General features: G+C 45.3%; 10 protein-coding genes. 9 read left to right on the top strand and 1 reads right to left on the bottom strand.

What is annotated here, in order from left to right; translation table 11 throughout:
• The first annotated feature begins 13 nt into the window (after positions 1 to 13).
• The 9 genes from U1I11_RS15045 (at position 14) to U1I11_RS15005 (ending at position 10,991) form a co-directional block, all read left to right on the top strand.
• Positions 14 to 853: a [LysW]-aminoadipate kinase gene (locus U1I11_RS15045; RefSeq protein ID WP_322906964.1), complete on the top strand. Its 840-nt coding sequence runs from the start codon at positions 14 to 16 to the stop codon at positions 851 to 853.
• Positions 846 to 1,961, top strand: a complete 1,116-nt coding sequence (locus U1I11_RS15040) for a M20/M25/M40 family metallo-hydrolase (RefSeq protein WP_322906963.1) — start codon at positions 846 to 848, stop codon at positions 1,959 to 1,961. Before U1I11_RS15045 ends, U1I11_RS15040 begins: the two co-directional genes overlap by 8 nt.
• A 21-nt stretch (positions 1,962 to 1,982) precedes the next feature.
• A complete protein-coding gene (locus tag U1I11_RS15035) occupies positions 1,983 to 3,371 on the top strand; it encodes an alkaline phosphatase family protein (protein ID WP_322906962.1) in 1,389 nt (462 codons plus the stop codon).
• Positions 3,358 to 3,909 (top strand): adenylyl-sulfate kinase, encoded by a 552-nt coding sequence (gene cysC / locus U1I11_RS15030; protein WP_322906961.1) that lies wholly within the window; start codon positions 3,358 to 3,360, stop codon positions 3,907 to 3,909. Before U1I11_RS15035 ends, cysC begins: the two co-directional genes overlap by 14 nt.
• Positions 3,910 to 3,918: 9 nt before the next feature.
• Positions 3,919 to 5,892 (top strand): alkaline phosphatase family protein, encoded by a 1,974-nt coding sequence (locus U1I11_RS15025; RefSeq protein WP_322906960.1) that lies wholly within the window; start codon positions 3,919 to 3,921, stop codon positions 5,890 to 5,892.
• A gap of 24 nt (positions 5,893 to 5,916) precedes the next feature.
• Positions 5,917 to 7,221, top strand: coding sequence for an MFS transporter (locus U1I11_RS15020; protein ID WP_322906959.1), 1,305 nt, complete (start codon positions 5,917 to 5,919; stop codon positions 7,219 to 7,221).
• Positions 7,222 to 7,489: 268 nt separating this feature from the next.
• Positions 7,490 to 8,203, top strand: coding sequence for a 2,3,4,5-tetrahydropyridine-2,6-dicarboxylate N-acetyltransferase (gene dapD / locus U1I11_RS15015; protein ID WP_322906958.1), 714 nt, complete (start codon positions 7,490 to 7,492; stop codon positions 8,201 to 8,203).
• 102 nt (positions 8,204 to 8,305) lie between these two features.
• Positions 8,306 to 9,433 carry an N-acetyldiaminopimelate deacetylase gene (locus U1I11_RS15010; RefSeq protein ID WP_322906957.1) on the top strand — a complete coding sequence of 376 codons (1,128 nt, stop codon included), beginning with the start codon at positions 8,306 to 8,308 and terminating at the stop codon, positions 9,431 to 9,433.
• Between the two features lie 721 nt (positions 9,434 to 10,154).
• Positions 10,155 to 10,991 (top strand): YitT family protein, encoded by an 837-nt coding sequence (locus U1I11_RS15005; protein ID WP_322906956.1) that lies wholly within the window; start codon positions 10,155 to 10,157, stop codon positions 10,989 to 10,991.
• 273 nt (positions 10,992 to 11,264) lie between these two features.
• On the opposite strand, the gene U1I11_RS15000 is transcribed toward U1I11_RS15005, so the two are convergent.
• Entirely contained in the window at positions 11,265 to 13,247 is a 1,983-nt protein-coding gene (locus tag U1I11_RS15000; RefSeq protein ID WP_322906955.1) for a methyl-accepting chemotaxis protein, read from the bottom strand.
• Positions 13,248 to 13,478 lie beyond the last annotated feature (231 nt).

The raw sequence follows: 13,478 nt of genomic DNA, 5'->3' as shown, positions 1-13,478 counted from the left end.
AGTGAGGGATCGTATGATTGTAATTAAGCTAGGCGGCGCTGAGGGGGTTGATTACACCTCTTGCTGTAAAGATATAGCAGAATTGATCAACAATGGAGAAAAGGTCGTCGTTGTGCATGGAGGCTCTGACGTTGCTAATCATTTAGGACGTGCGTTAGGCATTGAGCCACAATATGTCACCTCTAGTACAGGCGTGACGAGCCGGTATACAACAGCGGAAACGATCGATGTTTTGAATATGGCGATGAAAGGAAAATTAAATTCAATCATCGTAAGTGCCTTGCTGCAAGCAGGTGTCCAAGCTGTAGGTCTCTCCGGAATCGATGGACGTTTGATTGAAGCAAACAAGAAAAAAGCGATTAAATCATTGCAAGATGGCAAGATGAACATCATTCGCGATGATTTGACCGGAAAAATCAGTCGCATTAATGCGGAGCTGCTATTGCTGTTAATCCATGAACAGTATACGCCGGTCGTCTCGCCCCCAGCCTATGATCCTGAATACGGGATGGTCAATGTAGATGCAGATCGAACGGCAGCGATGATCGCCAATGCTGTCGGCGCGAATACATTGTTGCTAATGTCCAATATACCCGGCTTGCTCCGTGACCAAAACGATCAGCAAAGTCTTATTCCTACAATCGATAGCGCAGATTTGCCACATCAGATGGAATTTGCGAAAGGCAGAATGAAATTAAAATTAATCGCTGCTGGTGAAGCGTTCAGTAGCGGTTCCGTGCAACAAGTCATTATTGCAGATGGACGTAAACATAGACCGATCTACGAGGCATTAAGCGGAAAAGGCACGGTGATTAAGCGAACAACTAGAGAGGAGACTTTACTTCATGAATGATGATTACAATGTGGAATTGTTAAAACAAATGTTGGAAATCCCTTCTTTTTCCGGGCAGGAAGGTGCGCTCGCTTATTATCTGACAGAACATGCCCGCTCACTTGGATTCGAGACGAAAGTAGATGCCGCCGGTAATTTTATCGCTGAAAAAGGAAAAAAAGGTACGCCGCTAATTCTGCTGCTCGGACATATGGATACGGTAGCTCCTTATTTAAATGTACATGAATCCGATGGCGTGCTGCATGGCAGAGGAGCGGTTGATGCCAAAGGATCGTTAGCTACTTTTATAATGGCGGCAGCAGCGGCAACGACCGAAAGTCGAATCGTCGTCGTCGGAGCGGTAGAAGAAGAAGTAGCCAGCTCCAAAGGTGCTCGGTATGTTATTGAACAGTATCATCCTGATGTGGTAATGATCGGTGAACCGAGCGGATTTTCCAATATTGTGATCGGATACAAAGGCAAAATTACATTAAACTACCATGTCAAAAGTTTGCTTACTCATTCCGCGAATGAGGAGGACAAAGCAACGATGTTAGCGATTGATTTTTGGAATCGTCTAAATGAACATATCGCAGACAGCAGTGTGAGTTATTTTAATAAACCGACCGCTGCCGCCACGAGAATGGATGGCAATATGGAGGAGTTTGTCATGGATTTATCGCTGCGCATTCCGCCAGATTACGACATGGAGCAGCTTAAACAATTCATTCAAACGATTCAAGGTGATGCGATCATTCATTATTCCGAGCTTACGCCCGCTGTTTTAAAACCAAGAGATTCGTTGGCTGCCCGCGCTTTGCTATCCTCCATCCGTTCATTTGGGCTGACCCCGAAAGTAAAGGTGAAAACCGGAACATCAGATATGAATATCGTACATGAAAAATTGCCGCTCGTGCCGATGATTGCGTATGGACCGGGCGATTCGATTCTGGATCATGCACCTAATGAGTGCATTGTGATTGAGGAGTATAAAGCCGCTATTCAAATATTAACAACAGGCTTGGAAAATATAGACGCCGAGCTGCTTCAACATCAGGAAAACGTATTTTCTGCAGAAGATGAAGAAGAAATTACGCAGCGTTTACAGGCACTTGGATATATTGACTAATTCTAATTCATGGAGGTAACTATGGCCTATTCAAAAGTATTAGTGATTGGACTAGACTGTTTGGCTCCGCAACTTGCCTTTGATCAATATATCGATGATATGCCCAATTTGAAAAGGCTCAAAGAAAACGGATTGTGGGGAGAGCTTGAAAGCACCGACCCGCCGATTACGATTCCGGCATGGATGGTAATGTCGACGAGCAAAGACCCGGGTACGCTCGGAGCTTACGGTTTTCGCCATCGCAAAGACGCTTCATATGACAAAGGCTGGATTGCGAATGGCTTATCTTTTCAGGAAACGACCGTTTGGGACTATATGGCTGAACATGACAAAAAGGTATGTCTGATCGGGTTACCGCCATCGTACCCGGTCAAAAGTGTCAACGGCTGGCGAGTAGGCTGTTTTTTGACGCCAAATACGCAAAGTAAATTTACTTATCCGGAACAACTGGCACAAGAAATTTTGGAAGTTGCACCGGATTATTTATTTGATATTAATTTTCGTACCGATTCAAGAGACGCATTGTTGGAACAATTGTATGTGATGACGAGAGAACGGTTTAAAGTGCTGCGCCATATGTTGCAAACGAAACCGTGGGAATTGTTTTGGTTTGTAGAAATTGGGACCGATCGTATTCATCATGCGTTTTGGAAATATATTGACCCTGAGCATCCTTTTTATGAACAAGGCAATCGATATGAGCATGTGATCCGTGAATATTATCAATATATCGATCAAGAAATAGGCACGTTGCTTGAACTTATTACCGATGATACGGCGGTGATGGTTGTGTCTGATCATGGTGCCAAAGGGATGAAAGGCGCATTTTGCATCAATCAATGGCTCTGTGATCAAGGTTATCTCGTGCTGAATGAGCAGCCCCAACAAGGCACATCGATTGAAAAATGCGATGTCGATTGGACAAAAACGGTCGCCTGGGCATGGGGGGGATATTATGCCCGCATTTTTATCAATGTTGAAGGCAGAGAGGCACAAGGGAGCGTTAAAGCAGACGAATATGAAAGTGTAATTACCAAATTGACGGAACACATCCAGGGGATTACAGACCATAAGGGGCGACAGATGAACAATAAAGTGTTCCGCCCACAAGATTTGTATCGCGAGAGCAGTGGAGACCCGCCTGATCTGATGGTTTACTTTGATGATCTGTCTTGGCGTTCAGCAGGTACATTAGGGTGGGATGATCTGTATTTGTTTGAAAATGATCTAGGTCCGGATGATGCTGTCCATGCCAAAGAAGGATGTTTTGTATTGTATCGACCGGATACACCGATCAACAATCAAAAGCTCGAAGGAAAGACGATCTATGATATTGCGCCTACACTGCTAGATTTATTTGAAATCGAACCAGCACATAATATGGAGGGGATTAGCATTGTCCAAAAATAATATTGTTTTATGGTTTACTGGTTTGTCCGGATCAGGAAAAACGACGATTTCCAACATTTTGAGTGCACGCTTGAAAGAGCTAGCTGTTGCTACAGAGACGCTGGATGGAGATGTGGTCAGACAAGAGCTATCTCCTGATCTAGGCTTTAGTGAGGCAGATCGAGAGCAGCACAATATGAGAATTATATATGTATCCAAATTACTGTCCCAAAATGGCATTGTGACGATCGTGCCGGTCATCGCACCGTTCAAAAGAGTACGAGACCATGCCCGCCAACATATCGAGAACTTTGTGGAAATTTACGTGAATACACCGATTGATGAATGCATCAAACGCGACCCGAAAGGATTGTATGAAAAAGCATTAAAAGGAGAGATCAAACAATTTACCGGGCTAAGTTCTCCCTACGAAGTTCCAGAAAATCCTCATTTAATCATTGAAACGATCAATCAAACGCCGGAACAATGCTGTGACCAGATTTTGACCTATTTAAAGGAACATAAATATATCGCCACTGCCGTCAGCCAAACGAATTAAAGGAGGATTATGATGAACAATAAAGTTGTCGTTATCGGCTTGGACAGTATTAATCCACTTACACAGACGTTTATTGCTGAGGGCAACATGCCTAATTTGCAAAAATTAATGAACAACGGCTTTCATTCGGAAATGATCGCTACGATGCCACCGACTACCCCTGTAGCTTGGACGACGATCGCTACCGGGGCGCATCCGAGCAGTCATGGTGTAGAAGGATTTTCGATGCATCAACCAGGCGGTTATTTGGATCAAAAAGTACACACAACGAACAGTACCGGCATTAAAGCGGAAACGATCTGGCAAGCGGCGGAAAGAAACAATAAAAAAAGCATATTGCTCAAATATCCGATGTCTTGGCCGCCGCTGGGAGGAGAGCAAGTTATCCAAGTAGATGGTGCAGGCGGCTGGGGTGGATTGAAATGTGTATGGGATTTGGCTCATTCTGCCTGCTGGGATTCCGCTGTTCAACAAAGTACGGCGCAGGGCGATCATGGCGACTGGATGACTCGTGATGCAGACAATCTTAATGAAGAATCCAAATTGCCGCTACCGTTAACTAAAGTAGTTCATGATGATAAACATAGTGCTGAACATTTCATCCTATGGGAGTCGGTCATCCATTTGCAGCTCAAAAAAGCGATGCAAGCGATCCCGATTTATATCGCTCTGTTAAGCAATAATACGGTAGCCTTCTCTTTGCACAAAGCGGATGAATATGATGCACAGGTAGGCTTACATGGATGGAGCGAGTGGATACACTTACAGGTGGATACGTCTGATAAAGGCAGACGAAATGGAAGTGTCCGCTTTAAAGTAATGGAGCTGGATGTGCAAAGTGGACGATTGCGGTTGTACCAATCGCAAATTCATGACAATGCCGGTTACAGCGCTCCTGCCTATATTGCGGATGAGTTATATGCCGCTGCTGGGCCGTTTGTGGAATGGACGGAATCGTATGATTTGTTGCAGGGCTGGATTGACGATGCGACGCAACTGGAAATTTATCAACAACATGTGGATTGGATGATCAAAGCAACCCGTCATCTGTTACACAACCATTCATACGATTTGTTTATGACCCAGCTTCATTTTTTGGATATGGCTTATCATATTTATTGGGGCGCGATCGATCCGGCACATCCTCAATACGATACCGAACAGGCTGCGCATTACAAACAGGTGCTCGCTGCCGCTCATACGATTGCTGATCAGTATGTGGGTGAAGTGCTGGCAATGCTGGATGAACATACAACGGTATTTATTTTGGGCGATCATGGGCAGGATGTATATCATACGAATTTCCTTGCCAATAATTATTTGTTAAAACATAATTTACTTCATATTAAAAAAGACCCAAAAAATGGACGAATTAAAATAGATTGGAATAAAACAAAGGTATATGCGAATGGGTATCGAATTTATATTAATCTGAAAGGTCGGCAACCTGACGGAATTGTTGAACCAACAGAATATGATGAGCTGGTCAATCGTTTGATTACCGATTTCAAAAAATTGTATGACGTCGACAGAGGATTGTCGCCAATCAGTATGGTGATGAACAGAAAGGAGGCGGAAACATTCGGGCTTTACGGCGATACAATGGGGGACATTATTATTGCGATGGCTTCCGGTTATCAAACAAGAAGTACGATCGACATTCCAACGAATGGCTGGATTAACGGAAAAGTTAGGCTAAATAAAGTTGCCATGTATAAACAAACTGAATTGTTTGCTGAATTTACCGGAGAACACGACACCTCTTTTCCGTTGAATAAAAATATAAGAACATTATTTTTTGCACACGGAAAAGGCATTCACCCGATGGAAAGGATTATTCCGTTAAATATGGTGAATGTTGCGCCTACGATTGCCGAGCTGTTAAATATTAAACCTCCAGCTAACTGCGAAGGTCATTCTTTTCTAGGAGAGCTTAAATCGAATTCGAAATTAGGCGTTGAGCATGTAGAATTTTATATATAGATCATATGTTGAAGGAGGTTAGTAATGAGCGGAAGAATGGCAAAAACAAAAGGTCTCTGGACAAATATTGATTTTCTCAAATTTTGGTTTGGTGAAACGTTAGCGATGTTTGGTTCAAGAGTAACCGGCTTGGCTCTGCCATTAGTAGCTGCACTCACATTGAACTCTACTCCTTGGGAAATGGGCGTGCTGAATGCTTTGCAATTTTCTCCGTATCTGCTTGTCGGCTTATTTGCAGGTGTGTATATCGATCGCTTACGCCGAAAACCGATTATGCTTGCAGCGAATATAGGCAGAGCTGTATTGCTACTTGTTATTCCATTCGGGTATATCTTTCATTTTTTGGAAATGTACCATCTATATGTGATCGGTTTTTTGGTAGGGACATTAACGTTGTTATTTGACCTTTCGTATCAGTCCTATTTGCCGTCTTTGGTCGGCAAAGAGCATCTGACAGAAGGAAACAGCAAATTGGAAGTGAGCCGGTCGCTAGCGGATGTTAGTGGCCCAGGCATATCGGGCGGATTGATTGCGTTAATGTCTGCGCCGATTGTATTAATTTTGCACAGTTTCACACTGCTGTGCTCGGCGTTCTCGCTTTTGTTAATCAAAAAGGACGAGCCTAGCCAAGCAAAAGTGGTAGCACATAAGCCTATTTTCCAAGAAATCGGTAAGGGAATGCGGTTCGTGTTTGGTAACAAATACTTAAGGGCGATTGCCGGAGAAGCTTCTACGTACAATATGTTTAGTCAAGTGATGGCGGCGGTTTCTATTATTTATATTACAAAACAATTGCAGATCACGCCTGCATTGTTAGGAATTATTCTCTCTACAGCAAGTATCGGCTCGATTATCGGTTCGTTGATTGCCAAACGCTTAGGCGATAAATACAGTCTGGGTAGTATTATTATCGTGACGATGATGCTCGGCTGTGGTGCTCCGCTACTTGTGCCATTAGCGAGTGGACCATTGCATGTGACAGTGCCGATTTTAATCATTTCGTACTTTTTTGGCAGTATGGGCGTCGTTATCTCTAATATTTATGTCGTTAGTATTCGGCAAACGATCACTCCTGACGATATGCTAGGCAAAATGAATGCCAGCTATCGATTTGTCGTGACAGGCGTTACACCGATCGGTGCCCTGTTAGGTGGAGCGCTTGGCAATCTGGTCGGTTTGCGCATGACTTTGTTGATCGGCGCGTTAGGTACGTTAACAGCGTTAATATGGGTGCTGTGCTCACCATTGGTTTCTTTGAAAAAAATGCCTGAAGAAACCGACGCAAATCTTCCGCTGAATCCGAACGCGAAAAAAGCAATGGTGGAATAAAATCGTTGCAGACAGGCGAACAATGATGGCAGCTCGTGACTGCGCCGCCCAAAGATTATGCACTATCTGTATAAACATTTGGTGTAAATATCATGGATCAATTGCGGCGGGTCTTCGATCTGTGCTATAAAGGATGTAGCTTCCATTAGGGGCTAACTGTGTCCGTACATTCGGTTATGACTCTATCGGGTCATACGGTTGAATAGAGCACACCGCTCCGAGCAGGAGGCGGTGCCATCACTATGAAAAAAGGAGCTGTCATCTACATATGTCGACTGAGATGAACACGCATGAAATTATTAACCTGATCAAAACGAGCAAAAAGAAAACGCCGGTTAAAGTACACTTGAAAGGCGATCTGGACGGTCTGACATTTCCGGAAGATGTAAAAACATTCATCAACGGCAACATAGGCGTAATTTTTGGCGATTGGGCAGACATTCAAGCCGTACTGGCTGAAAACAGTGCCAAAATCGAAGACCATGTGGTCGAAAGCGACCGTCGCAACTCTGCGATTCCGCTGCTGGACATGAAAAACATTAACGCACGTATCGAGCCAGGCGCATTTATCCGTGAGATGGTATCGATCGGTGATAACGCGGTCATTATGATGGGCGCGGTAATTAACATCGGCGTCGTCATCGGTGCAGGTACGATGATCGATATGGGCGCTGTACTGGGCGGTCGTGTACAAGTCGGTAAAATGTGTCATATCGGCGCTGGTTCCGTACTGGCAGGCGTAATCGAGCCACCAAGCGCGCAACCTGTTGTCGTTGAAGATGATGTACTGATCGGTGCTAATGTTGTTGTGCTTGAAGGCGTACGCATCGGTGAAGGTGCGGTCGTTGCCGCAGGCGCAGTCGTCACACAAGATGTGCCTCCATTTTCCGTGGTGGCGGGTACACCGGCACGTGTAATCAAACAAGTGGACGATAAAACAAAGTCCAAAACTGAAATTTTGCAAGACCTGCGTACACTGTAAGCAAAATTATACTTTGTTCCATACAGAAGGCTGTCATAGTGAAACTGTGACAGCCTTCTTATACTCTAAATGAAGCATTCGGGTAGGGGAGGAGTACATGTGATGACTAACGTTAATCTGATCGACATTCGTCGTGATTTGCACCGGATTCCGGAAGCGGGATTTCAGGAATTTAAAACACAGCGTTATTTGCTAGACTATATTGCGAGCTTGCCACAACAGCACATCGAAATACGGACGTGGAAAACGGGCATTGTTGTCTATGTGCATGGTACCGCACCGACGCGTCGTTTTGGTTACCGTGCCGATATGGATGGGCTGCCGATTGTGGAAGAAACGGGTTATGATTTTAAAAGTCAACATCCCGGTTATATGCACGCCTGCGGACATGATCTGCATATGACGATCGGTCTCGGTGTGCTGACAGCGCTCGTGCAGCAGCGGATGGCGGACGATCTGGTCGTTATTTTCCAACCTGCCGAGGAAGGGCCTGGTGGGGCGCAGCCGATGCTGGCAAGTGAGGAGCTGGCAGATTGGATGCCGGAGCAGATGATCGGTTTGCATGTGGCACCAGAGTATCCGGTCGGTACGATTGCGCTTAGACAGGGCATTTTGTTTGCGAACACGTCGGAGCTGTTTATCGATTTGATCGGCACGGGTGGGCATGCGGCGTATCCGCATCGTGCCAACGATATGGTCGTAGCCGGTTGCCAATTGGTCGGTCAATTGCAAAGTATCGTAGCACGCAATGTGAATCCGCTCGATTCCGCAGTCATTACGATCGGCAAAATCGAAGGTGGCACCAAGCAAAATATTATCGCTGAGCGTGCCCGTCTGGAAGGCACGATTCGCACATTGTCCGCTGACACGATGGTGCTGATCAAGTCGCGTATTGAGGCGCTCGTGAAAGGGATCGAAGCTGGATTCGACTGCCGCGCCGAGATCGATTGGGGCGCCAATTATATGCAGGTGTACAATGAACACCAGCTCACCGCCGAATTTATGCAATGGTTGGCTGGGCGTGATGATGTGACGTTGTGTGAATGTACGGAAGCGATGACCGGCGAGGATTTCGGTTATTTTCTAGAACGTATTCCGGGCTTTATGTTCTGGCTCGGTGTGGATACACCGTATGGATTGCATCATGCCAAATTGGAACCAAGCGAAGATGCGATTGGGATTGCGGTGCGGACGGTGACGGACTATTTACGCTGGAAAAGCAGAGCGTGAAGTCGTACGTGTTACAGTAATAGGGACGGATTCAGATGAAGCGGTTCGTTTATTCCTGCCAGCGAAACGGTCATTTATGCGTGTACTTTTCGGATGAAAGCAAGCGCTATTTTGTTAGGGGGTGTACGCAAACTCGTAGGCTAATGCTAGCCTATATCATTTGGCTCATCTGTCTAGCAAACGGATGAGCGTGCATCTTCATGCTCATTCATATTCATAAAGCACGCTGTATGTTCATGTAACAGCGTGCTTTTTTGCGTTAATCAGGCAACGAAATGAATAGACAAAGGATCGCAAAAAAGCTTTGACTTGCCGTAGAACGGGGCTTAAAATACTCATTTGGCGGGTAAGGATGGAAATGGGACTATGTTGCCGGTTTTAGTGCTAATTCCGCCGCTTTTTGGCGTTTATCAGTGTTTTTTCGTACTTTACAGCCGCTTCATTTCCCGATGATATAGTGCGGTCATAATAGATCAGATGTTGTATATATTTTGCATATCATCAATGGAATGCACTGTAGGCAGTAAACGATGACTATAATGAGGCTGCATGTACAGTATAGTTTGACGACAATAAATGGTGTCGAACGTTCTATAACGCAGTTTGAAGGCACGTAAAGGTATGACTCAATAAAGTATAGATGATGATTAAAGTACAAACAGCTATAGATGCTGAGCGCACTCCCATAGTGGGAAGGTAAATATAGAAAGGGTATAAGCGAATGAAAAAACGTATTTACGATTTGGTATTGCTGACAGTAGGCGCGTTTCTGTTTGCGCTGGCGGTCAATTTGTTTATTCTTCCGAACAATCTCGGTGAAGGCGGGGTAACCGGGGTGACGATTATTTTGTATTATTTGTTCCAATGGTCGCCCGGTTTGGTCAACTTGATCATTAACTCGTTTTTGATTTTGGTCGGGTATAAGTTTTTGGATAAGACGAGCATATTGTATACGATTATTGCGGTTGCGCTCAACTCGCTGTTTTTACATTTGACGGAAAGCTGGCGTATCAATTCACACGAGATTGTCGTCAATGCGGTATTCGCTGGCGTGCTTGTCGGTGTCGGGCTAGGGTTGATCATCCGTGCAGGTGGTACGACGGCAGGAACGGCGATTTTGGCGCGGATTACGCATAAATATTTGGATTGGAATATCAGCTATGGACTGCTGTTTTTCGATCTGATCGTCGCCTTTTCATCGCTGTTTATTATCGGGCCGGAACGTTTGATGTTGACGATTATTGCGCTGTATATCGGCACAAAAGTGATGGATTTTATTATCGAAGGTTTGAATCCGAAAAAGGCGGTCATGATTATTTCCGCCCATCAGGATGCGATCGCTGAAAAAGTGATTACGATTATGGATCGCGGTGTAACGGTATTGTCCGGACATGGATACTACACGAAAACACCAAAAGAAGTGCTATATATCGTCATTAGCAAACAGGAAGTATCGGTGCTGAAAAAGATCGTCCGCAAGGAAGACCCGAATGCGTTTATTACGATTCACGATGTGCGTGATGTGTTTGGGGAAGGGTTTTTGGAGCTGTCGAAGTGATGCATTAGCGTCTAAATACGCTTTGATAGCATGCTCGTCGTGTACTCATGATGGATAGACAGATGCCGATCTGATCATGCTTGTGCAAATTCAGTTTTGGCTGGATGGTGTAGCAGAAAACAGATAGTCAGTCTGAAACAGGGATGGAATCCATATCGTAAAGCCGGATCGCAAAGTTGGAGCGATCCGGCTTTTGATATATATGAAGTGTAGTTGTAGTGTAATCACGCTTTGTTTGTGATCAATTCCGGCGCTATAGCAAGCGATAGCCCGTTACTCGTTAATTTGGAAATGCTCGATTTCACGCTGTAAATCGTCTGCCAGCTTGGACAGCGACTGTGCGGATGAGCTGATTTCTTCCATTGAAGCGAGCTGTTGTTGTGCCGAGGCAGCGATATCGTGCATATTACCAGCATTTTTGTCGGCAATCTCGCTTACTTCGGTTACCGACCGTGCCACATCATCCGCATTGTGGCTCACATCGTTGATCAATGTATTCATTTCCTGCAAGCTGGACGAAATGGTGTGGGCGTTCGATTTGAGCTGCTGGAACTGCTGAGCGGATTGCTGTACACCACCTAGCCCTGCTTCCACGGACTGATGAATACGATCAAAGGTAGCGATCGATTCGTTAATTTCACGGATAATATCTTGCAACAGACCTTCGATATGACCGGCGGACTGGTGCGATTGCTCGGCTAGCTTTTTCACTTCACCAGCGACGACGCTAAAGCCTCTACCTGCTTCACCAGCACGCGCCGCTTCGATCGCCGCATTGAGCGATAGCAGATTCGTCTGCTCTGCGATCGTATTGATCGTTTTCAAAATCTCGCTAATTTGGGACGACTTGTGCGAAAGTCCATTAATAACGCTATATGCCTCATTAACCGCATGATCGATCTGTTCGATCTGGGCTACGGTACGGTGTACCAACTGATCGCCGCTATCCGCCATTCGGGTCGACGTTTGCGACAGATCAAGCAAGGAACCGGAGTGCTGCTGCACCTGATTCAGAAAGCTTGCGACTTCGCCCAATTGCTGGGCACTTTGGCTAATATGGCTGTTTTGGCGATCGCTGCCGCCGGAAAATTGTTCGATCGCTGCGGTAATCTGTTCGGTCGCTCGGCTCGTCTGCTCTGAGCTGGCGGTCAGTTGTTCTGAACTTGCCACCACATCACTTACCGTATCTTGAATCGAACCGACGAGCGAACCGAGCGAACGGTTCATATCGTTAAAGGCGACTGACAATTTGCCAAGCTCATCGCCGCTATTATCGTGTACCGCACGGGTCAGATCGCCCTGACTAATCGCATCGGCAACATCGACGATCCGGTTCATTCGTCTGCTGATAGAACGTGTGATCAACCATATGATCGTGCCGCCGACAATTAGAGCGACAATGAGCACAATTAATGTTTGATACAGTACCGGGCTAGATTTTTGTTCGATCTCACTCTGATTAAAGTTGCCGCCCACTTTCCAGCCGGTCAGCGGGCTGGTCGCGTAGCTAAGCTGCTTCGCTTTACCATCATACATATAGCTGAATTGCCCTTGTGCTTTATTTTCATTGATGATGCGTTTGGCAATATCATTCGTTTGTCCTGGCGGAATGGTCGGATGGGAAATAAATGCGCCGTCCGGTGCGATAATAAACGCATAGCCTTGCTCACCGATTTTGATGGTGGAGGCAATTTGCAGCAGGGAGGCGATGCTAATATCGAGACCGACGACACCGCTGTTATCACTCGTCTGCTTGGCTACGGTTACGGTCATCTTTTGCGTAGATGAAGACACATATGGAGGCGTGATGATCGCTTTGCCTGGGCTTGCTTCTGCCAACTTGTACCACGGACGTTTACGCGGATCATAACCAGCCCGAGTAGGGATATCGGATGATGTGTAAAATGCACCTTGATTCGTTCCAACATAAATCGCTTCCACATTCGTGCTGGCTTGATCATATGTACGCAAACGCTCCAGCAAATCGGCGCGGGTACTGTAAGTTTGTTGATTGATCGTTGATGCAAAATAATCGACAGCATCGATCATACGCTGCATATCATTATCTACTACAGCACTGAGCGTGTTGGAGCTAAGTGTGGCGCTCCCGATCAATTCGTTGCCAATAGCATGCCTTGCAATCATATACGATATCGTACTTGATACAACAAGCGCTGCAATCAGAATCGCGCAAAAGGAAAGCATTAGCTTTCTTCCAAGCGAAAGGGTAAACCATTTTGCTTTAAAATTCCTCATCTTAATCCTCCATTTTTCGCTATAGCTTAAATGTATACAAGTATTATCGGCAAGCCGTCCTAGCAATTTAGAGAGTAATCATGAAAAATATTGTATAAAGCGTTATCATTCTGAATATTTTCAGAAAAAAATAAAAAATGTACATAAGCATCCATGAGCACACACGATCATACATGAGCATGTATAAGCAAGGTAATGAAACGGTTTAATAGATGCGCACATCGTTGATCC

The sequence above is a fragment of the Paenibacillus campi genome (genome assembly GCF_034659835.1).
Taxonomy (GTDB): Bacteria; Bacillota; Bacilli; order Paenibacillales; family Paenibacillaceae; genus Saccharibacillus; species Saccharibacillus campi.
Note: the sequence above shows the minus strand (reverse complement) of the source record. Positions and strands in the feature narration are given on the sequence as shown.

Excerpts from the sequence above, each read along its gene's own strand:
- U1I11_RS15045 (WP_322906964.1), top strand. The coding sequence starts at position 14 with ATGATTGTAATTAAGCTAGGCGGCGCTGAGGGGGTTGATTACACCTCT.
- U1I11_RS15040 (WP_322906963.1), top strand. The coding sequence starts at position 846 with ATGAATGATGATTACAATGTGGAATTGTTAAAACAAATGTTGGAAATC.
- U1I11_RS15035 (WP_322906962.1), top strand. The coding sequence starts at position 1,983 with ATGGCCTATTCAAAAGTATTAGTGATTGGACTAGACTGTTTGGCTCCG.
- U1I11_RS15025 (WP_322906960.1), top strand. The coding sequence starts at position 3,919 with ATGATGAACAATAAAGTTGTCGTTATCGGCTTGGACAGTATTAATCCA.
- U1I11_RS15020 (WP_322906959.1), top strand. The coding sequence starts at position 5,917 with ATGAGCGGAAGAATGGCAAAAACAAAAGGTCTCTGGACAAATATTGAT.
- dapD (WP_322906958.1), top strand. The coding sequence starts at position 7,490 with ATGTCGACTGAGATGAACACGCATGAAATTATTAACCTGATCAAAACG.
- U1I11_RS15010 (WP_322906957.1), top strand. The coding sequence starts at position 8,306 with ATGACTAACGTTAATCTGATCGACATTCGTCGTGATTTGCACCGGATT.
- U1I11_RS15005 (WP_322906956.1), top strand. The coding sequence starts at position 10,155 with ATGAAAAAACGTATTTACGATTTGGTATTGCTGACAGTAGGCGCGTTT.
- U1I11_RS15000 (WP_322906955.1), bottom strand. The coding sequence starts at position 13,247 with ATGAGGAATTTTAAAGCAAAATGGTTTACCCTTTCGCTTGGAAGAAAG.